Here is a 21,226-nt window from a genome sequence, read left to right as displayed (position 1 = left end):
TTTGGACTCATCAGTCCGATTTGACGTAGAGCCATAAATTTGGTTTTAAATTTTTAAATACAGGGATAGTCTCGCGTTGAATATCAACTTCTTTAAGATCGATATTATGAGCAATAGTATCTTCTTCGTTACCCAGTTCAGCTAAAATCTCACCATTTGGATTGATAATCATAGAATGACCAGCATAGTCTGTATTACCATCGTTTCCCGTTCCATTACATGCAATAATAAATATATCATTTTCAATTGCACGTGCTTGAAGCAAGGCTTTCCAATGATTTAACCTTGGTGTAGGCCATTGTGCAACATAAAATGCAACTTGTGCACCATTGCGCGCTGGATATCTCAATAATTCAGGGAAACGCAAATCGTAACAAATAATTTGTGTTGCTAGCGTACCTGATGAAAGTGAAAATGGTTCTGGGACTGCTTTACCATCTTCTAAATATGTCGGTTCATCCAACATAGGGACTAAATGAACTTTATCGTACTTATTAATTCGATGTCCTTCTCTAGAAACAGTAAATGCAGTATTATAAACTTTACCATTTCTGATATTAGAAACGGAACCAGCGACAATATCGACATGATATTGTTGTGCTAATGATTGAATGAACGGGAAACTGCGACTAAGTTCTCTATCAGCTTTTTGGTTCAACTCATTTAATGCATAACCGTTATTCCACATTTCCGGCAGAACAACGACCTCTGTATCTGCTTCTAATTTATTTTCAAACCAACTTTTAATTTTATTTTCATTTTTTTCAACGTTACCGTATTCAACATAAAATTGAAATATTTGTACTTTCATTTTTAAAATCTCCTCATCCCAAGATTAACTCTAATTTACTAAATTAAAAAAAGAAAATCAAAAATTGAGCGAGTTTCTTAATCTATGTAGATGCTCTAGAAAAATACGTTAAAAAAGACTCAACTTCAAATAGAACAAAGTGTCTAAGTAGAAATTGAGTCTTTAATGATTGATTTAACTAAATAAGTTATAGATAAATTATTTTTTAACGATGAATCTGTTGTCAGTAGGTTGAATTTCTTTCTCACCAGCTTGTTCACGGATATCTCCGAACGGCATTTGAGCTACAAGTTTCCATGAAGCTGGGATATCAAATGATTGTGTAGTAATTTGATCAACTAATGGATTGTAGTGTTGTAAAGAAGCGCCAATACCTTTTGAACTTAAAGCAGTCCAGATAGCAAATTGGTGCATTGCATTCGTTTGAACTGACCAGTTTGCAAAGTTATCAGCATAATTTGGCATTTGTTCTTGCAAACCTTTAATAACATCTTCATCTTCAAAATAAAGAATTGTACCATAAGCATGTTTGAAGCCATCAATGCGTTGCTCGGTTGGAGCGAAATCACGATCAGGACCCATAACATCTTTTAATACGGTTTTAGTATTATCCCAGAATTTGTGATGTTGATCATTTAATAATAATACAATTCTTGTTGATTGAGAGTTGAAAGCTGAAGGTGTGTATTTAATGATATGTTCAATCATATCTTCGAGTTCTTTGTCACTAATTGAAATGGTAGTTTCAGTACTATAAATTGTACGTCTATCTTCAATCTCTTGTAAAAATGGTTTCGTTTTTGATTTGCTAAATAAGCCCATGTAAAATCTCCTTTGTTTATATAAGTTATATCCTAAGTATAAATATTATACTTAGGTTTGTAAAATGTTTTTTTACAAAAAATGTCAAAAGTATTAATATTTTTTATCATTAATCATATATCCATGCATAATAGATAAATATTCTTTATACTGAAAGTGTTATAAAACACAAGGAGGTGGAAGATTGATGAAAAAGAAATTAGCCCAAACTAGTCTGATTTTAGCATTGAGTACATCTGTGATAGGTCATGAGCACGAGGTGAAAGCTGCAGATAAAAATCAACCGGCTACAGATGAGGTTAATCAGAATGCGGTTATTACAGATACACGTACACAAAATGATTTAAGTAATCAGAATGACTATTATGACAATCATCAATCTGATACCCAAGATACTGCTGTTTCAGAAAAAAACTCAGGTAGTCAAAACCATGGAGAGATGAAACCAACTACTGAGAATAATGATGATACGCAGTTAGATCATGACAATACTATGAATCATGATAATGCAACTGATAACAGTCAACCGGAGAACGATGATGGCAATGATACCGAGGAAAATTCAAGTAAACCAGGAAATAGTCATCCAGGTAACCAAGAAGGAGAAAACAATCCCGGAAATCAAGATGTAGACAAGCCAAATGAAGAACACAAACCCGGTGAGAACGAAACGGATAAACCAGATGAAGGAAGCAACTCTGATGAGAGCGATACAGCGCATCCTGGTGATAAAGATCAATCTGGGGAAAATAACTCAGGTAATCAAGAAGGAGAAGGCCAGCCCGGGGATAGTGATACAGACAAACCAGACGAAGGCAACAAGCCAGGTGAGGGCGAATCCAATCAACCAGGCGATCAAGAAACGGATAAACCAGGTGATGAAGACAAACCTGGAGCGACTGGAAAGGATCAACCTGGTGAAGGAAGTAAGCCAGGGAACGATGATTCAGGTCAACATAATGGAGGAAGCAAGCCAGGCAATCAAGGAACAGATAAACCAGATGAAGGAAATAAGCCAGGAGAAAGTGATAATCCTCAGCAACCACCAAACCATGATGGCAATACACATTCTGGCTCTAATCAAGGTGAACACAACACAGGTTCCGGACAAAACGGTTCAAACAATGGTTCGCAAAACCATTCCAATGGAAGTTCTAACAATCATAATTCAAATAATCGTGGAAATCACCAGGATGAACACTCAGGACATTCAAATTCAAATGATATGACAAATCATAATCCACAAGAAAATAATCATGGAACTAATCAAGGACAACAACCGACTTGGTCACATCACGATCATAATGTGTCTGATTCAATGATTCATCATATATATCCGAATAAGCACCAAAATCAATCAGAAATGAATGGTTCAACTACGACTAATCAATGGTATTATGGTGGACGTTTACAACATAATCATAACCAAAATGATACGGAAGTCTATACAAATAATAATCATAGACAAAATCAATTGCCATTCTATAGTCAATCTGCACTTTTAAACAGATTAAATGATTTGGCTAATGGTTCATATAAATATAATCCATATATCATTAATCAGGTTAATAGGTTAGGCAATAATAATGAGTACATTTCAAATCAAGATTTTTATAGACTTTTTCGCAAACAATCATTTAATAATCAATACTTAGATTACTTGCAAAAAGGCTCAAACTACTTTAGATTTGAGTATTTTAATCCATTAAACTCAAAAAAATATTACAAAAATTTAGATGAGCAAGTATTGGCACTCATCACGGGTGAAATTGGCTCAATGCCAGACTTGAAAAAACCAAGTGATAGGGATAAAGAAGAAGAGGCTGATATTCAGAGTCACGATGAAGATAAAATTATAGATAGTAACGAGGAGAGTAAAGAAGCGGAAAATAATGATAAATATAAAAACATTAATATAGCTTTAATCACATCTATAATTGTGATTTTCGTAGGTGTCACTGGTAGATTTATTTATAGAAAAATTAAAAACTAAAAGAAAAACAGGAGTGGGACAGAATTTTGTCCCACTCCCGTTAACTTTTACATAAATAAATGAACAATAAAATTACTTTGTTCTTGTAACTGCTTAACCGTATCACCAAAGAAAAATTGGACTGCAACTACAAAACCATTTTGTAGCATGTGGATAATAATTGGAACTGAAATGCGTTTAGTTAAGACATAAGCAAGCGAGAATAACATGCCCATTCCAAAGTATATGAAGAAAAATTTAACATCATTATGTGCGATTGCAAATAAAATTGAACTTACAATAGAAGCAATTAAAAATGCAACAATTCGGTTTCCTTTAATTTTATTATAAATTTCACCGAATATAACCTTTCTGAATATATATTCTTCTAGTATTGGACCGACAATTGAGATTAATAATATGAATACTGGAAGCTGTTTAGCAATTGCCATTATTCTCTCAGTATTAGGACTTTGCTGTGGTTGACCAACTAACCACATAGTGATTAGACTAGCTATCATTTGATATATCATAACTACTACAAATCCTAGTAATGCCCATGGTAAAATGTAGCGTTTAGGTTCTTTATATCCTTGCTCTAATCTAGTTGGATTTTTAATGATACTGTTTAACCAAATAATTAATAAAGCTGCGATTACAAATAAAATCACTTGAGTATAAACGCCAGCTTTTGCAAGTTCCATCCCTCTTAAATTACTAAAGAAAGGTAAATGCTGTATTAATAAGGGTAAGAACTGTGCTAAAGCATAAATAACAATGGTAAGAAATGCTACCCAAATTCTTTTCATTCTATTCCTCCAAAAATAATAATCAACATTAGTTAGTTTATCGTAAATTTGTATGTTATACAAAATATAGATAATCCTTTCGCTTGAAAAATTGACCAAATTTGATTAATATAAGATGTAGATTAGCACTCAATTATTTCGAGTGCTAAAAAGGAACCTGTTAAGGAGGAACGATCATGCTTAAACCATTAGGAAATCGTGTGATTATTGAACGCAAAGAACAAGAACAAACAACAAAAAGTGGCATTGTACTTACTGACAGTGCGAAAGAAAAGTCTAACGAAGGTGTAGTAGTAGCTGTTGGAACTGGACGAGTTCTAGACAATGGTGAAAGGGTTGCTCCAGAGGTTAAAGAAGGAGACCGAGTAGTATTCCAAGAATACGCTGGTTCAGAAGTTAAACGTGGAGATGAAACATACTTAATTTTAAATGTTGAAGATCTACTTGCTATTATTGAAGACTAAAATTTTATAAATAATCAACATTAAATATATTGACATAATGGAGGTACATTAAATGGCTAAAGACTTAAAATTTTCTGAAGATGCAAGACAAGCAATGTTACGTGGTGTAGATAAATTAGCCAATGCCGTTAAAGTTACAATTGGACCTAAAGGACGTAATGTAGTTTTAGATAAAGAGTATGTCGCACCATTAATTACAAATGATGGTGTCACAATTGCCAAAGAAATTGAACTAGAAGATCCTTACGAAAATATGGGTGCGAAATTAGTTCAAGAAGTAGCGAATAAAACAAACGAAATTGCTGGTGATGGCACTACAACAGCAACTGTATTAGCTCAAGCTATGATTCAAGAAGGGTTAAAAAACGTCACAAGTGGTGCGAACCCAGTTGGACTGCGTGAAGGTATCGATAAAGCTGTAAGAGTAGCGGTACAAGCACTACACGATATCTCTCAAAAAGTAGAAAATAAAAATGAAATTGCGCAAGTTGGTGCTATTTCAGCAGCAGATGAAGAAATTGGTAAATATATTTCTGAAGCAATGGATAAAGTGGGTAATGACGGTGTTATTACAATTGAAGAATCAAATGGACTAGATACAGAATTAGAAGTTGTTGAAGGTATGCAGTTTGATAGAGGATATCAATCACCATACATGGTTACAGATTCAGATAAAATGATTGCTGAATTAGAAAGACCATATATTTTAGTGACAGATAAAAAAATCTCTTCTTTCCAAGATATCTTACCTTTATTAGAACAAGTCGTGCAATCAAGTCGTCCAATTTTAATTGTAGCTGACGAAGTTGAAGGTGATGCTTTAACTAATATCGTATTAAACCGTATGCGTGGTACATTTACTGCAGTTGCAGTTAAAGCACCTGGTTTTGGTGATCGTCGTAAAGCGATGTTAGAAGACTTAGCAATCCTAACTGGCGCTACAGTTATTACGGATGATCTAGGTTTAGAATTAAAAGACGCATCCATTGATATGCTAGGTAGTGCCAACAAAGTTGAAGTAACTAAAGATAATACTACAGTTGTCGATGGCGACGGAGATGACAATAGTATTGATGCACGTGTCAGTCAAATCAAAGCACAAATTGATGAAACGGATTCTGATTTTGATAAAGAGAAATTACAAGAACGTTTAGCTAAATTAGCTGGTGGTGTTGCAGTAATTAAAGTCGGAGCTGCATCTGAAACTGAATTGAAAGAACGTAAATTACGTATTGAAGATGCCTTAAACTCTACACGTGCTGCAGTTGAAGAAGGCATCGTTGCCGGTGGTGGTACAGCATTAGTAAACATCTATAATAAAGTAGAAGAAATAGAAGCGGAAGGTGATGTGGCAACAGGCGTGAATATCGTACTTAAAGCGTTATCTGCACCTGTACGTCAAATCGCTGAGAATGCTGGCCTTGAAGGTTCGGTAATTGTTGAGAGATTAAAACATGCAGATGCAGGTATTGGATTCAATGCCGCAACGAATGAATGGGTAAATATGCTTGAAGAAGGCATCGTTGACCCTACAAAAGTAACGCGTTCTGCATTACAACATGCTGCAAGTGTTGCTGCGATGTTCTTAACTACAGAAGCAGTAGTTGCAACTATCCCTGAACCAGATAATAATGACAATCCAGGTATGGGTGGCATGCCAGGTATGATGTAAAAACGCCAATAAACGTTGGTTTAAAGGCGTTTGGCGATTTCATGTGACATAATAATGACATAAAAATCTTAAAATAATTCTTTACTGACGTTTTCCATGAGTTGACTAAACTTGTGGGAAGCGTCTTTTTTATATGAGTTGGTAATCTTTGCGTAGATGTTCATTGTGGTATTTATATCTTTGTGGCGTAGTCTTTCTTGTATTTCCTTAATATGTACACCTGCCTCTATAAGTAGGGCGCAATTTGTATAACGAAACGAGTGCGTGCTTATTTTTTTGTTGGTTATGTCAGTCTTTTTAACTATGGCTTTTATCCATAATTGCAGCTTTTTAATCACAAGTGGATAACCGTTCACATCAGTAAATACGAAATTATTATCTACATAAAACTCATTTTTCCATGTATCCTGGACGTTCACTTTATAATCTTTGAGTAATTGAATCACATGAGGATCTACTGAGATTTTACCGATTGAGCTTTCAGTTTTCGGTGTAAGTATCTGATAATGCTTTTTATTATTATTCGGATTGTAATAAGTCTTTGTAATGCTAATCGTGTTGTTCTCAAAGTCTATATCAGACCATTTTAATGCTAACAATTCGCCTGCACGCATACCCGTATATGCTAATGTGGTAAACACTTCAAAGCTATTTTGTGGTGAATGGTTATTTTTAGCAACCTCCAGGAATTGAAATAATTCATCTTTTTCAAGAAACTTTTTGTGTATCTCAATGTCTTCTAATTCTTCCACACTTACTTTCTTTTTAGGTCGTTTAATACCCTCACTAGGCAATACTTTTATTAATCGCATTTCATACGCATACTTAAATATCATATTTGTAGATGCCACAATACTATCAACATAATTCTTGCTATACTGTGCGCTCATATCGTCCACAAAGCGTTGATAATCATGTTTCTTGATAGTTTGTATTGGTTTAGTATCAAAACGCTCTATGGCGTGCTGTATGGCTTTCTCACGTGCTCTGACACTACTTATTTTTACATCATTAGCATACTGTTTAATCCAGTCATCAGCTACTTGTTTGAACGTGCTAGAAGAAGGGGCGATATAGTCACCATTTCTTATTTGACGCTCAATCATTTCAGCTTGATGTTTAGCATCTGATTTACGTTTGAAGCCAGTCTTAGATATGTATTCATATTTGCCAGTTTCTGCATTTTTACCTAGAGATATACGATAACGCCAATTATTTTTAGCAATCTGATCATAACTTGCCATGTTGTCACCTTTATTTGAGTGTAATTTTTTTTAATGTTTCATATTCGCTTTCTTTAAATAATCCCAAAGCAATATAATCGCCTTTTTTAAAACTAATGCTTTTTCTATCGATAGTTTTTACTTCTTTAAAGTCTAACAATAATGATGTAATAGACCCTATGATCTTATTAATAAAATCAGTTCTAAATGAAATTGTTAAATTAGAAATAAAATTATAAAACTCTTCATCATTGTAATGATCTGAACTTTCTAGTCCAACGTTAATATAAGCCTTAAATTCATTTTTTCTAACGGGAATATCATAAGAATTTCCTAGATAGATAAAAACATTAAAGTAAAATAGTTTTTCGTAATTTTGATTTTTGATTGTAATTGTAAAATCAATAGGAAGATTTTTATCTGAATCAATTTTATCCATTTGAAAACTAACTAGATATGGTGAATACTCAAAAAATTCACAAGGAGTTACACCTAAAAAATTACATAATTTATCAACAGTATCAAACTGAACCCCTTTACCATTATTTTCTGCTATTGCCATTAATGTAGTTTTTGATATTCCTGTTTCTTCGTATAAGTCAGAAATTTTTAAACCTCGTTCAGCCATCAATACAGATAATCTACTTTGAATCATATTTTTTACCTCCTTTATTTTCACAATCATTTTACTATATGTCACTAAAAAAATACAGAGTTCACTAATATAGTTTAGAGTATTGACAATTGTTACCTTGAAGCTTACAATGTAATTAATAACAGATGACAAAAAAATATAACAGACATCTGTTAAAAAGGAGTGAGAATAATGAAAAATAATTTTCGTGTACTAATTGCTATAAAAAAACTTTCGATAGCAAAGATCAACGAGGAAACGGGGATAGCAAAAGCAACATTATATGGTTTGTATTATGAAAAAACTCAAAATCCTACATTACCTATTATTTTAAAGCTATGTAACTATTTAAAAGTTACACCTAACGAGTTTTTAGGAATTGATAATGAAATTAAGGAGGCTTAACCAATGTTCAACATTAATATTGATGAAGAAGAAGCACGTGCTTTATTAGAGAAAGCAATTAATGAACGTGTAGATGAATTGGCAAGAGAAAAATTCTTCATGACCTACAAAGAATTAGCTGAATACCTAAATTTAAGTAAACCAACAATTGAGGAGCTACTTATTAATAACGGGCTTAAGTACTATATGGTAGGCAGCACTTACCGATTTAAGAAATCTGATGTAGATGAATTCATGGAACAGCTTACGGCTCACATGGATATTCAGAATAACGATTTTAAGCAAGTGAATATTAAAAAATTACTGGAGGCGCAAAATGTATAAGTTTTTATTCTATTTACTTTTAACAGTGGTAGCAAGTTGTTTAGCAATATACGTTGTACCGTTTCACATGGTTCTAGCAATATATTTATTAGGTTCAATGATTGCATTATTAAATTATGAATATTTGGAGGATTAGAAAATGAAAATGAAAGAAAAATATCAATTATCAAAAGTAGTAAAAGTATTAGAGAAAGTATTATATGAAAAAGATAAAGACGTATTTTTATCAGCAAAAGATAGATTTCATTCTATTACAGATTATCGCTATGACGATACAGCATTTTACGAACATATTTTAAAACTAATTCATAAAGAGTTATTTAACATTCTTGCTGAATTAGATTTTGAAGATGAGGCATTTCTAATTATTGATGAAGTAACAATGACATTAAGCGATGTTATGAATGAAGACAAAGAAATTTACTACTATACCGTAACAGATAGCACAGGTGAACATGAACACACAACAGATCGTGAAGGGCATGTAATTGGTATTTTAGAATGGGCATTAGACTATATTGTAGGAAATATTGAAGTGGAGGAAGTAGAATAATGAATTTTGAATTAAACAATGCGTTATGTGATTTGGAAGTTTTAAAAGAGAAAATAGATGATGTATTAACTTCTTTTGTATGGTTTAATGATGATTATTTCACTCATGAGCCTAACCACGTATTGAATAAAGAGGATATTTTAAATCATGGATATAGATACCACGAGCATAGAATTAAAAACGCACAAACGATTGATTTAATGCTAACGTATCAGAAAGATTTCGGACAACTTATTGAAAGATTTAAGAAAATAGAAAAAGCGTCATCAGCGAAGTTTGGCGACAGAACTGATAACGCATAAATGTTTGGAATAGTATAAAAAAAACAAGCATGGAATGGTTTGTTTACCACATTTTTATTTTACCATTTCGTGCTTTGTTTTAGAAGTGTTTAGGAGGAATTTAATGGCAATTAAAGAAAAAGACAAAATAATTGAAGTAAATACGCTAGAAATACCCGAAGAATTAAAAGAATTGCCTAAATGGGTATTATGGCGTGCTGAATGGAATGATAAGAAACAAGAATTTAAAAAAGTACCTTATAAAAGTGGAGGTTACAAAGCTAGTTCTACTAAAAGAGATGATTGGTCTAGTTTTGATTTTGTTTATAAAATTTTGGAAAATAATAAGTTATATAAAGGACTTGGATTTGTATTAAGTAAAGATGATGATTATATAGTATTAGATATAGATAATGCTATTGATGAAAACGGTCAAATCAATTCAGATTTAGCGTTAGAAATGACAGAACTTACTTACTGTGAAATGTCGCCTAGTGGTACTGGATTACATTGCTTTTTTAAAGGGGAATTACCAGAACAACGTAAGAAAAAACGTTTAGATTTGGATATAGAATTGTATGATAATGCTAGGTTTATGACAGTCACAGGTGAAGCAATCGGACAATCTGAAATATGTGATGAACAAGAAATATTGAACAATCTAGTAGAACGATTCTTCAAAGAAGAACAGAATTTTGAAACTACTTTAACTTATGATCCTAATCATAAAAGTGAGTTATCAGATGAAGAAGTTATCGACCTTATGCTGAAATCTAAACAAAAGGATAAGATTAGTGACTTATTGGAAGGTAACTTTGAAAAGCATTTTGCTAGTCCTAGTGAAGCAGTGCAAAGCTTATTGCATTATCTAGCTTTTTATACAGGTAAAGATAAGCAGCAAATGGAGCGTATATTTTTAACCTATAATAATTTAACTGATAAATGGGATAGTAAGCGTGGTAATACCACATGGGGGCAGTTGGAACTTGATAAGGCTGTAAATAATCAGAATGAAGTTTATAAGAAAAGTACCACTAAGAATGTAAAAGAATTACTAAAAGAATTACGTAAAGAAGAATTACAACATATGCGCGAAGTGTGGGAAAAAGAGAAAGAAAAAGGCGAAGCATTCGGTCGTCCACCTCAAACAATTAAGCCTATTAGATGTGCATATATATTAAACGAACACTTAAATTTTATCTTGTTTGATATGGAAGAAGATACAAAGTTAGCTTTTTATATGGAAAATGAAGGAATTTATACACAAAATTATACCTATATTAGACGTGTTATAAGTTGGTTAGAACCCAAACATAACAAAAGAAAAGCTGATGATGTTATTTATCATCTCATTCACAATTTTGCACCAGTAATAGCCAGAACTAATGACCCAGATTTAATACCTGTGAATAATGGTGTATACAACAGGCAGACAAAAACACTCGAACCGTTTACACCTAGATATGTATTTACTACCAAGATTTCTACAAATTACGTAGCAAATGCACCAGCACCTGTAATTAATGGTTGGAATTTTGATGAATGGTTATATGAAATCGCATGTGCAGATAGAGAAGTTTACACATTACTATGGCAAGTTATCAGTGATAGTTTGAACGGTAACTATACACGTAAAAAAGCTATATTTCTTGTAGGTGATGGAAATAATGCAAAAGGTACATTTCAAGTTATGCTTTCTAATTTAATTGGCTTTGATAATGTAGCAAGTTTGAAAGTTAATGAATTCGATCATGATTTTAAATTAGGTGTATTAGAAGGTAAAACTTTAGTTATTGGCGATGATGTTCCAGTAGGTGTGAATATTGAGGATAGTTCCAACTTTAATAGTGTGGTAACAGGTGACTCTGTATTAGTTAATATTAAAAATAAGCAGCCATTTAGAACTGTTTACAGATGTACCGTTATACAATCAACAAATGGTATGCCTAGATTCAAAAATAAAACTGGCGGGACTAATAGAAGATTATTAATAGTGCCATTTAATGCAGATTTTAACGGAGAGAAAGAAAATCCAGATATAAAAGAAAAGTATTTGAATGATAAAAAAGTGCTTGAATATATATTATATAAAGCTATTAATTTGGATTTTAAAAAATTCATTATACCTCAAGTATCAGCCAAAATGTTAGAGGAATATAAGCAAGATAACGACCCTGTATATGATTTCAAAGTGGTTGAGTTTGATACATGGAAGGTTGATAAAGTTCCAAAATCAGTAGTTTATTTCAGATATAAAATTTTCTGTGAAAACAGTGGATATCACGCATTATCTGAAAGGAAGTTTTATAAATCTTTTAATCAATATTTAAGTAAAAATTGGACTGAAGACAGAGCGAGATTTTATTCAGTCTCTGACTTACAAAGCAAAACGGGTTATTTTGATCCAACCTTAGTACCAAACGGAGAATTAAAAAGATCATATATAAAAGAAGTGTGACTGAAACTGTGACCGAAATAGATAATTTACCTTTGTTTCAATCACAGCTACAAACATTGTCATATCAAGCCTTTGGATAATTTATCTTTTTTTGCTGTGACTGAAGTAAAATGTTTCAGTCACACCTACAAACATTGTCATATCAACGATAAAAGCAAAAACTGTGACTGAAATTATAAAAATTACGAACTTCAGTATAAATTAAATAGAAATATCTAAGTAATTAATTTTGTGAGTATGTTGTGGTTATTTCGGTCACTCAGTCACACTTTTTGCCCTAAACCCTTGTGGCAGTAAGAGAAAAAGGTGTGACTGAAACTGTGACTGGTGTGACTGAAAGGGTAGTTTTAGAAAATTTCGGTCACACCTCAAACTAAAAAAAGGAGATTTTACAATATGAAGAAATCAAAATTTGAACTACTAGAAGAATATGCTAATCAATTTTACGACGGACATTATACAATAATGAAATTCACTACAAATTATCGTGTAGCTTTTGGCACATTATACTCTACTGATTATGATGAATTACGAAACGACATAAGTAAAATGGCAGAAGGTAAAACATTAGAGCTAGCATGTGAAAATTGTATTGTTAATAAAGTTGAATTATAACCCTAAACCCCCACCGCAATTGGCTTTATAGAGCCTTTTGTGGTATAATTTAAGTAAATAATTAGTACCTGGTACTAAAATATAGAGCGTACAATACAAAAAGAAAAGTAGGTGACGATGTGCCGAAGTGGATTAATAAGATGTTGGGACTGGATAAAATAGAACAGACCACAGCAAGACAGTTTGAAATGCTTTCAGGTAGCTTTCAATCGTTTTCACAGTTTAACGGAGATGCGTATTCAAATGACATATTTAGAAGTGCAGTAGATGCAATCGCTCGACATATTGCGAAGTTATCAGGTAAGCATGTGAACGATACAAAAGACTTTAATAATTATAAAATTAACCGATTATTACAGAATAGACCTAATCCATATATGAGTGGTTATGATTTTCTTTATAAAATCGCAACACAATATTACTTATTCAATAATGCGTTTATTCTCATTCAAAAAGACAATAAGGGAAATCTTTCAGGTTTGTACCCACTGACACCAACAAGCGTTGAGTATGTGGTCGATGGTGCAGGCGAGATGTTTCTAAAGTGTTTATTTAAAGATGGTGAGATTGTTCATTTTAGATTGTCCGAGGTGGCTATATTGCGCCGTCATTTTAATTCTAATGAATTACTAGGTGATGACAATTCAGCTATTATGAACACGCTAGACCTGGCTCATACACAAAACTTAGGTATGGAATCAGCGATTAAAAACTCAGCACAAATTAGAGGTATATTGAAATACAATCAAAAATTAGCAGATTCCAAACTTAAGGAAAAGAAAGATGCGTTTATGAATGATTATCTTTCTATGAGTAACAACGGGGGCGTTATTCCTTTAGATGCCATGCTTGAATACATTCCATTAAAAACGTCAGATGTGCAAATTGATACATCACAAATGGAAGTCGTTAAGAAAAAGATATACGACTATCTAGGCATCAATGAGGATATTGTAACTGGTAAATATGATGAGAATCTATGGCAAGCATTTTATGAATCGACAATAGAACCTTTTGCGATACAACTTTCATCAGAACTCACGGATAAAATATTTACTGAACGTGAACAAGCCTTCAGTAATCGTATTATTTTCGAATCATCTAAATTACAGTATGCGAGCAATCAATCTAAATCAAATATGATTAAAGAGTTGTTGCCGTTAGGCTTACTCACAATCAATGAAGCACGTGACTTAATGAATTTAAGCGCAGTTGAAGATGGTGACGAACGCATACAATCACTTAACTATATAGAAAAGACGCTAGCAAAAAATTATCAGATGGGAGATAAGGAGGTCGGACAAGATGAAGGAAATTAGAAGTGCAGATATACAAGCAGAAACTAGAGATGACGAGATGGTGCTAGAAGGTACCGCAATCGTTTTTGATAAACCCGCACTGATTAATACGCCGACAGGTTCATATACCGAAATTATCAAACGTAATGCGCTGGACGGAGTGAAGTTTAATGACACAAGACTTTTAGTGTCACACGATCAGAACCGTCTACCATTAGCAAAATCACCTAAAACGATGGACGTGTGGCAAGATGATGCAGGTATGCATTTCAGAGCTAGGTTGGCAAACACTAGTGAATCACGTTCTGTATATGAATCAGTAAAACGTGGTGATATGTCAGGCGTTAGTTTCGGATTTACTGTATCAGACGGCAGTCGGTACGATGTAGAAACTAGAACACGCACAATTACTAAAATAGATAAAGTATTAGAGTTTTCTGTGGTGAACTTTCCGGCTTATTCAGAAACATCTGTTGAAGCTAGAAGTCAGATGCAGGAAGCAGAGAAAAGACAATATGAAATTAATAAAGCGAAAATTAACCTTAACAAATTATTTATAAAGGAGATTAACTAATATGTTTAATACAGTAAGTGAGGCATTTAATTATTATCGTAATTCTTCACTAGAAGAAATTGAAACACGAGCAAGAGAAATCAAAGGCCAAATTGATACAGACCCAGAAACAAATGTAACTAAGTTAAATATTGAAATCGAAGGCTTAAACCAAGCTAAAGCAAATATTAAAGATAAGGAGAATCAACAAGTGGAACAAAATAATACAGAGCAACGTTCATACAATCCAATTACAGGTACGCAATTAAGAGGACAAAATGAAGTGCCAACAGAAAATATCTTTGGCTCAAATGAATATCGTTCAGCATTCTTTAAAACAATGTTAGGTAAAAACTTAACAGATATTGAACAACGTACATTTAATAGAGCAATGGAACAACAAGACATTGAACATCGTGCAGATGAATTTGCTTCATCAAGTAATTCAAGCGCAGTTATTCCAGAGCAAACTTTAAATGAAGTGATTAAGAAAGCACGCACACAAGGTGGCTTACTGGCAAATGTTCGTACTTTCAATATGCCTACTAAAATTCGTATTCCAATCGGTACACCACAAGACAGAGCAGAATGGCATACAGAGGGCGCTTATGTAGAAGCAGATAAACCAATCACAGCATCAGTACAATTTGAAGCTAATGAAATCTTAAAAGTATTCTCAATCTCAGTAAAAGCTAAAACAATGAGCATTCAAGCGTTCGAATCTTACCTAGTAGAAGAATTGACTAACTGTGTTGTAGAAGCGATCGAATATGCATTAATCAATGGTACAGGTAAAGGACAAGGCGAAGGTATCTTAACAGGCATCAAGTGGGATGCTACAAATACAGTAGATGCAACAGGTAAGTACACAGACTTCACAAAAGCATTAGGTATGTTATCACGTGGCTATGCACAAAATGCGAAGTTTGCCATGAGTAACGCAACGCTATATAACCAAGTGTATGGTGTGATGGATAACAACCAACGACCTATCTTTATCCAAGATGCGCAACGTGAGAATGTTGGATATATCTTTGGTAAACAAGTTATCATTGATGACAATATCGAAGATGGCACAATCATCTTAGGTGATTTCAATTATGTAGGCTATAACTTGCCACAAGGTATTATGTTAGAAAGCTCACGAGAAAGTTCATTCCGTAGTGGCTTAATTGATTATAGAGCTATGGCAGTAGCAGATACTCGTGTATTAATGAGTGAAGCGTTTGTTAAGTTATCTACTACATCAGAACCAATCGCATAAACAATATAAACCAGTGAGGGCATCAGTGATTAGCTGGTGTCCTTTATTAATAGCTATCGAGTGGGACCGTGGTCCTTATCGAGAAATACACCGATATGGTCCAAGGACCAGAACGGTATAAGAAACAAGGAGTGAACACAATGATTTTATCAATAGAAGATGCACGTAATGCTTTGAGAGTTGATGGAGATTTTAACGATGATATTATCATTCCATTAGTTGAAGCCATACCTAACTACTTATATATCACCACTGGTCGTGATTGGTTAGATGAACCAGTGCAACCATTAGCACAAACGACAGCAAAGTTTATACTTCAGTTATGGTTTGACCCTCAAACACAAGATAGCGAACGTTTAAAGCGTACAATTGATAGCTTATTAGGCGCATTACATGCATTAGGAAGTGAGTACGATGGCTAGGAGTGTACCACAAGCATTTTATAAGTCTAGTAAGTGGATTAAGTGCAGAAATGGTTATATGGCTTCACAGAACTATATATGTGAGCGTTGTGGAGGTTTAGCGTCTATTTGTCACCACAAAGTATGGTTAAATGCAGAGAACTACACTAATCCTTATGTATCATTGAACCATGATTTGCTAGAAAGTCTATGTCAGGCGTGTCACAACCAAGAGCATTTCGGAAGTCCATCAACAGGCGAAGGATTAAGATTTGATGAAAAAGGCAATTTAATAAAAATATAATATAATAAATAATTTATACCCCCCTATCAATAAACTAGAGGTTGATTCGTTAGTATCGTTCGAGGACTTTTCTTTTCCTCCATTCGAGGTTTTAAAAGTTTAGGGGTACCTAAAAATTGTTTTAAGGAGATTAAAATATGGATAAGATATATAAATCAATTAATTTAGAACAACTTAAAATACAAATTGACAAAGATGATAATATTAATAAACCAGTTGCATATGATTTAATAGAAGAATTAAATTTCATGAAAGAAACAATGAACGAACTGAAAAATACTGTACGCACACATGGCGCAACGTACATCTTTAGACAGGGCGAACAGGAATATTTGAAAGAAAGTCCTGCTATGAAGTCATACAATACGACAGTTTCGAAGTATAACGCCACACTTAAGCAATTACTGTCTCTATTGCCTCAAGAAGTAGAAGAATCTGACGCATTTATGGACTTTGTGACTAATGGCTAACTACATTGAACAGTATTATAAAGCAATAGAGAATGGCGAGATTGTGACTTCTAAACGTGTAAAAAAACAATATCAGAAACTAATTCAAGATATGGAACATCACGACAAATATATCTTTGATGAAGATAAAGCTATGCGACCAATTCAATTTATAGAAAATTTCTGTCGTCATTCTAAAGGTGAACTTGCTGGTAAACCCTTAGTATTAGACCTATTCCAAAAAGCCTATATTTCGGCACTATTTGGCTTTGTCGATAAAGAAACAGGTTACAGACGTTACACTGAATCATTTTTCTTTGTTGGTCGTAAGAATGGTAAGACAACCATGTTAGCAGCGATTGCTTTATACATGATGATTGCAGACGGTGAAAGTGGCTCAGAGGTGTACTCAGTTGCATCGAAACGTGATCAAGCAAATATACTGTTCGACCAAGCACATGAGATGATTGTACAGAGTCCTGACTTAAATAAAAATATTCGTAAGCGCAAATCAGATTTATACTTTGCACATAACTTTAGCAAAATGCAGTCACTAGGCAAGAACTCCAATTCATTAGATGGACTTAATGCGCATCTTGTTGTGATTGATGAATTACATTCAATTCAAGACAGAAATCTTTATGAAGTAATGAAACAATCGCAATCTGCACGTACACAGCCATTACTCATTATGATTACAACAGCTGGAACACATAGGGGAACAATCTTTGATGATTTATATGAGTATGCTTGTAACGTGGTTGATGGTAATTTCACTGATGATAATTTCTTGCCGATTATGTATGAGTTAGATCATAAAGCTGAGTATAAACTTCCTGATTGTTGGCAGAAAGCTAATCCTGCATTAGGTGTATCTAAAAAGGTTGAAGATATTGAGCGTAAAGTGGCACGTGCACAAAATAACATGAATGACCTAACGGGTATCTTAACCAAAGACTTTAATATCCGTGAAGTGACACATAGCGCATGGCTTACGTTCGACGCAATCAATAATGAAGATACATTCGATATTAAAGATTTTACAGGCTGGTATGCGATAGGTTCGGCTGACCTTTCTATCACAACAGACTTAAGTTGTGCCACATTATTATTTATTGACCCTGAAACTGAAATGAGATTCGTTCATCAGATGTATTGGTTGCCTGAAGATAATTTATATAAACGTGTGCATGAGGACAAAATACCATATGACAAATGGCACGAACAGGGGCTATTAAGGTTATGCAGTGGTAACACGATTGATTATAGCGATATTACAGATTGGTTTATTGAGATGATGAATGACTATGATATAACGCCACTATGGATATATTACGATAACTATTCAGCAAGATATTGGGTATCCGAAATGGAGGCGTATGGCTTTCACATGGTACGAACGCCACAGGGGGCTAAAACGTTAAGTTTACCAATGCAAAATATGGGCGCCGATTTAGAGAAACATAAAATCAATTACAATAATAACCCTATTTTAAAATGGTGCTTAACTAATACAGGTGTAGAAACTGACAGGAACGGTAATATCGTCCCTATTAAGAACCAGTCGCCTAAACGTCGTATTGATGGCGTAGCGTCGTTGTTAGATGCGTATGTGGGCTTATTTGATAACTATGAGCAATTTTTGAGAGCGATGTAAGGTGACGACGTCGTCATATTTAAATAATTGGACGTATAACCATTTAAAACAGTTCGACATCGAACGCTATTTTATAAAAATGTTGGTATGTACCAACAATTGATTCCACGTGGAACTAAAATTCTGATACGTACCACATTGTGTTTAAGGAGGTAAACAATGGCATATTTTTTTGATAATGTAATTTCAATTATAGATTATGAACAAGGTGTAAATGATGAAGGAACATATACGGAGATTGAAAAAGTAATCGCTAATCCGTGGGCGGATATTAAAACTATGAGAGGACGAGAATTTGAATCAATGGGCTTTACTGTGAATGCACAACCGATAAGATTTGTGATTAGATACAGAAAAGGAATATTACCTGATCAGAAAGTAAAATATGATGGAGAAATTTATAATATTGAATCAGTCACAAATGATGACGGTAGAAATTATACATTAACCATATTTGCCACAAAAATCAAATAATAATAGTCCTGCTATGTTAGTGGGGCTTTTTTTGGACGCTGAGAGAAGCTCTGTATTGCGTTGAGAAAATGAAAGACGGATTGTATTAAAAAAGCCACCACACATAAAGTGTAGTGACTGCATACAATCAGATTATTGATTATTTCAAGTGTAGAAAAGTACATTATAAACCAAAAGAGTGATTGAAGTTGTTTCTTAAAAAATTAGGAACAAGCTCAAACCAAAAGCATAATATATACCAACCTTTTATTGATTGGTACACCTACATTATAACATATTCTTATACATAATAGTTAATGTGATAAACTTTATTTATGTTTTTTTGTTTAATTCATCTTCAGAAATAATTGAAATGGAATCAAAATTGATATTCTCATCAACTCTGAAGAAGTGTAAACTAAGGTTCTGAGTAAGACTTTCAACATTATAAATTATTGGTGGAAGGTCTTGTGAAAATTCAAAAGGATAATTTTTTAAAGTATCTTCTAGTAATCTAAAATAATCACTGTTATTTTTAAAACCACTTCTATCTACTAACATCTCAAAGTGATTATCATAACCAGTATACTTATACTCAAATAATTTCTTCCATATTTCTTCATCATCTAAATTAATTAAATTGTAGTCGTCAATATCAGTAGATGTAACATCTCTCAGTTTTACACTAGTTTGTTGAATATCAGGAATAAAATCACCAACAAAAAAGTCATTATTTAAACTAAAAATAATTTTAAATGATTTACTTTCACGACGTTTATTTACTTTTTTTAATAAAAAATCTAATTTTTGTAATTCAACTAATTTCATTTAAAAACCTCCTCTATTAATTGTGTTAATTATATCATTTGTACAAAACCATTTATATTCAAAGTTCTAATGACATAATCGTGACATAATAGAATACAAAAACTAAAAAATATGGTATAATCAAATTACGGAAACGGCTTTAAATAGGGATTGTTAAGAGTTATTTTATAGTATTTTTAAGTGTACTTAATGCCAGGTATGATGTAATCCACGTCATAAGCTAATTAGATTTAGTAACATAAGCGCTTTTCAAAAGATGACTTCTTTTGAAAAGCGTTTTTTGATTGAAAAAATATTTTAATAATAAAGATATGAAATTTAGGTTTAAATTATAGTTGGTAAATACATATTTTAATTGGATGGAATATTATATAATAAATTTATAAATAATTGGTGGTGATGAGATGCAAACGTATGCGGATAAAGATGCTTTAATAATTGAAATTAGGAAAAGAGCCGATTTATTTATTCACGAATTTAGTGATGTATCAGAAGCAGAAAAGGATATATATAAAACTGGTATTGATAGGACACCAGCGCAAATGATTGCATATCAGTTAGGATGGTTAAATTTAATTCAATCTTGGGAAAGGGATAATAAAAATAATATATCCGTTGTAACACCTAGCCCGAATTATAAGTGGAATAATTTAGGGGGACTATATCAAGAATTTTATCAAACCTACTCAAATTACACATTAGAACAACTTATTAATCAGTTTAATGAAGAAGTAGATAGCATGATTGAATTAATTAAAAGTTTAGATGATAAAACATTATTTGAGAGTGATAAAAGGCAATGGGCGTCATCAACGTCTTCCAAATGGCCGGTTTGGAAGTGGATTCATATTAACACAGTAGCACCATTTAAGACATTTAGAACCAAAATTAGAAAGTGGAAGAAAACAGAATTAGATAGATAACTTTATAAAAACGAGTCTAGGACATAAATAATATAATGGAGCTATTTTGCAAA

The 21,226-nt window shown here is 33.0% G+C and carries 25 protein-coding genes; 19 read left to right on the top strand and 6 right to left on the bottom strand.

The window, feature by feature from the left end:
• Positions 1-10 precede the first annotated feature (10 nt).
• Both HMPREF3239_RS04200 and HMPREF3239_RS04195 read right to left on the bottom strand, forming a co-directional pair.
• The gene (locus HMPREF3239_RS04200) at positions 11-811 is read right to left on the bottom strand and encodes a carbon-nitrogen family hydrolase (protein WP_070854831.1); all 801 of its coding nucleotides are present in this window, start codon (positions 809-811) and stop codon (positions 11-13) included.
• Positions 812-1,009: 198 nt separating this feature from the next.
• Positions 1,010-1,633: a nitroreductase family protein gene (locus HMPREF3239_RS04195; RefSeq protein WP_053030418.1), complete on the bottom strand. Its 624-nt coding sequence runs from the start codon at positions 1,631-1,633 to the stop codon at positions 1,010-1,012.
• Positions 1,634-1,820: 187 nt separating this feature from the next.
• Between HMPREF3239_RS04195 and HMPREF3239_RS04190 the strand changes: the two genes are divergently transcribed.
• A complete protein-coding gene (locus HMPREF3239_RS04190) occupies positions 1,821-3,626 on the top strand; it encodes an SdrH family protein (protein ID WP_070854830.1) in 1,806 nt (601 codons plus the stop codon).
• A 47-nt stretch (positions 3,627-3,673) separates the two neighbouring features.
• Here HMPREF3239_RS04190 and mroQ read toward each other — a convergent pair whose 3' ends face one another.
• Positions 3,674-4,414 (bottom strand): intramembrane glutamic endopeptidase MroQ, encoded by a 741-nt coding sequence (gene mroQ, locus HMPREF3239_RS04185; RefSeq protein WP_070854829.1) that lies wholly within the window; start codon positions 4,412-4,414, stop codon positions 3,674-3,676.
• Positions 4,415-4,590: 176 nt separating this feature from the next.
• Between mroQ and groES the strand changes: the two genes are divergently transcribed.
• Positions 4,591-4,878: a co-chaperone GroES gene (groES, locus tag HMPREF3239_RS04180; RefSeq protein WP_053030415.1), complete on the top strand. Its 288-nt coding sequence runs from the start codon at positions 4,591-4,593 to the stop codon at positions 4,876-4,878.
• Positions 4,879-4,930: 52 nt separating this feature from the next.
• Complete coding sequence (gene groL, locus HMPREF3239_RS04175; RefSeq protein ID WP_070854828.1) at positions 4,931-6,550, top strand: chaperonin GroEL; 1,620 nt, start codon at positions 4,931-4,933, stop codon at positions 6,548-6,550.
• A 68-nt stretch (positions 6,551-6,618) separates the two neighbouring features.
• Here groL and HMPREF3239_RS04170 read toward each other — a convergent pair whose 3' ends face one another.
• Positions 6,619-7,794, bottom strand: a complete 1,176-nt coding sequence (locus tag HMPREF3239_RS04170) for a tyrosine-type recombinase/integrase (protein ID WP_070854827.1) — start codon at positions 7,792-7,794, stop codon at positions 6,619-6,621.
• Positions 7,795-7,804: 10 nt separating this feature from the next.
• Entirely contained in the window at positions 7,805-8,428 is a 624-nt protein-coding gene (locus HMPREF3239_RS04165) for a helix-turn-helix domain-containing protein (protein ID WP_070854826.1), read from the bottom strand.
• Between the two features lie 171 nt (positions 8,429-8,599).
• On the opposite strand from HMPREF3239_RS04165, the gene HMPREF3239_RS04160 reads away from it, so the two are divergent.
• The 15 genes from HMPREF3239_RS04160 to HMPREF3239_RS04095 all read left to right on the top strand — a co-directional run bounded on the left by HMPREF3239_RS04160 (position 8,600) and on the right by HMPREF3239_RS04095 (position 19,443).
• Positions 8,600-8,812 (top strand): helix-turn-helix domain-containing protein, encoded by a 213-nt coding sequence (locus tag HMPREF3239_RS04160; RefSeq protein WP_062931970.1) that lies wholly within the window; start codon positions 8,600-8,602, stop codon positions 8,810-8,812.
• Between the two features lie 3 nt (positions 8,813-8,815).
• On the top strand, positions 8,816-9,136 hold the full coding sequence (locus HMPREF3239_RS04155; RefSeq protein WP_070854825.1) for a helix-turn-helix domain-containing protein: 321 nt from the start codon (positions 8,816-8,818) through the stop codon (positions 9,134-9,136).
• On the top strand, positions 9,129-9,272 hold the full coding sequence (locus HMPREF3239_RS12425) for a hypothetical protein (protein ID WP_176747944.1): 144 nt from the start codon (positions 9,129-9,131) through the stop codon (positions 9,270-9,272). Before HMPREF3239_RS04155 ends, HMPREF3239_RS12425 begins: the two co-directional genes overlap by 8 nt.
• 3 nt (positions 9,273-9,275) lie before the next feature.
• Positions 9,276-9,689: a pathogenicity island protein gene (locus HMPREF3239_RS04150; protein WP_070854824.1), complete on the top strand. Its 414-nt coding sequence runs from the start codon at positions 9,276-9,278 to the stop codon at positions 9,687-9,689.
• The gene (gene tscT, locus HMPREF3239_RS04145) at positions 9,689-9,991 is read left to right on the top strand and encodes a type II toxin-antitoxin system toxin TscT (RefSeq protein ID WP_070854823.1); all 303 of its coding nucleotides are present in this window, start codon (positions 9,689-9,691) and stop codon (positions 9,989-9,991) included. The genes HMPREF3239_RS04150 and tscT overlap by 1 nt, the downstream gene beginning before the upstream one ends.
• A 103-nt stretch (positions 9,992-10,094) precedes the next feature.
• Positions 10,095-12,428, top strand: a complete 2,334-nt coding sequence (locus tag HMPREF3239_RS04140) for a phage/plasmid primase, P4 family (RefSeq protein WP_070854822.1) — start codon at positions 10,095-10,097, stop codon at positions 12,426-12,428.
• 396 nt (positions 12,429-12,824) lie between these two features.
• Positions 12,825-13,043, top strand: coding sequence for a hypothetical protein (locus HMPREF3239_RS04135; RefSeq protein WP_070854821.1), 219 nt, complete (start codon positions 12,825-12,827; stop codon positions 13,041-13,043).
• A 119-nt stretch (positions 13,044-13,162) separates the two neighbouring features.
• Positions 13,163-14,362: a phage portal protein gene (locus HMPREF3239_RS04130; protein ID WP_256323738.1), complete on the top strand. Its 1,200-nt coding sequence runs from the start codon at positions 13,163-13,165 to the stop codon at positions 14,360-14,362.
• Complete coding sequence (locus HMPREF3239_RS04125; RefSeq protein WP_053017517.1) at positions 14,349-14,915, top strand: HK97 family phage prohead protease; 567 nt, start codon at positions 14,349-14,351, stop codon at positions 14,913-14,915. The genes HMPREF3239_RS04130 and HMPREF3239_RS04125 overlap by 14 nt, the downstream gene beginning before the upstream one ends.
• A gap of 1 nt (position 14,916) precedes the next feature.
• Positions 14,917-16,158 (top strand): phage major capsid protein, encoded by a 1,242-nt coding sequence (locus HMPREF3239_RS04120; protein WP_070854820.1) that lies wholly within the window; start codon positions 14,917-14,919, stop codon positions 16,156-16,158.
• Between the two features lie 140 nt (positions 16,159-16,298).
• On the top strand, positions 16,299-16,580 hold the full coding sequence (locus HMPREF3239_RS04115) for a head-tail connector protein (RefSeq protein WP_037558410.1): 282 nt from the start codon (positions 16,299-16,301) through the stop codon (positions 16,578-16,580).
• Positions 16,573-16,863 (top strand): HNH endonuclease, encoded by a 291-nt coding sequence (locus tag HMPREF3239_RS04110; protein ID WP_070854819.1) that lies wholly within the window; start codon positions 16,573-16,575, stop codon positions 16,861-16,863. Before HMPREF3239_RS04115 ends, HMPREF3239_RS04110 begins: the two co-directional genes overlap by 8 nt.
• A gap of 137 nt (positions 16,864-17,000) precedes the next feature.
• Complete coding sequence (locus HMPREF3239_RS04105; protein ID WP_070854818.1) at positions 17,001-17,333, top strand: hypothetical protein; 333 nt, start codon at positions 17,001-17,003, stop codon at positions 17,331-17,333.
• Positions 17,326-18,969 (top strand): terminase large subunit, encoded by a 1,644-nt coding sequence (locus tag HMPREF3239_RS04100; protein ID WP_070854817.1) that lies wholly within the window; start codon positions 17,326-17,328, stop codon positions 18,967-18,969. Before HMPREF3239_RS04105 ends, HMPREF3239_RS04100 begins: the two co-directional genes overlap by 8 nt.
• Positions 18,970-19,128: 159 nt before the next feature.
• Positions 19,129-19,443: a phage head closure protein gene (locus tag HMPREF3239_RS04095; RefSeq protein ID WP_070854816.1), complete on the top strand. Its 315-nt coding sequence runs from the start codon at positions 19,129-19,131 to the stop codon at positions 19,441-19,443.
• 312 nt (positions 19,444-19,755) lie between these two features.
• Here the strand turns inward: HMPREF3239_RS04095 and HMPREF3239_RS04090 are convergent, their stop codons facing one another.
• Positions 19,756-20,250, bottom strand: coding sequence for a hypothetical protein (locus tag HMPREF3239_RS04090; RefSeq protein ID WP_070854815.1), 495 nt, complete (start codon positions 20,248-20,250; stop codon positions 19,756-19,758).
• Positions 20,251-20,654: 404 nt separating this feature from the next.
• Here HMPREF3239_RS04090 and HMPREF3239_RS04085 point away from each other — a divergent pair, with 404 nt between their 5' ends.
• Complete coding sequence (locus HMPREF3239_RS04085) at positions 20,655-21,173, top strand: ClbS/DfsB family four-helix bundle protein (RefSeq protein ID WP_070854814.1); 519 nt, start codon at positions 20,655-20,657, stop codon at positions 21,171-21,173.
• Positions 21,174-21,226 lie beyond the last annotated feature (53 nt).

The organism is Staphylococcus sp. HMSC34C02, assembly GCF_001838705.1.
GTDB classification, from domain to species: Bacteria; Bacillota; Bacilli; order Staphylococcales; family Staphylococcaceae; genus Staphylococcus; species Staphylococcus borealis.
The sequence above is the reverse complement of the archived record's forward strand: the minus strand, read 5'-3'. Positions and strand labels throughout refer to the sequence as shown.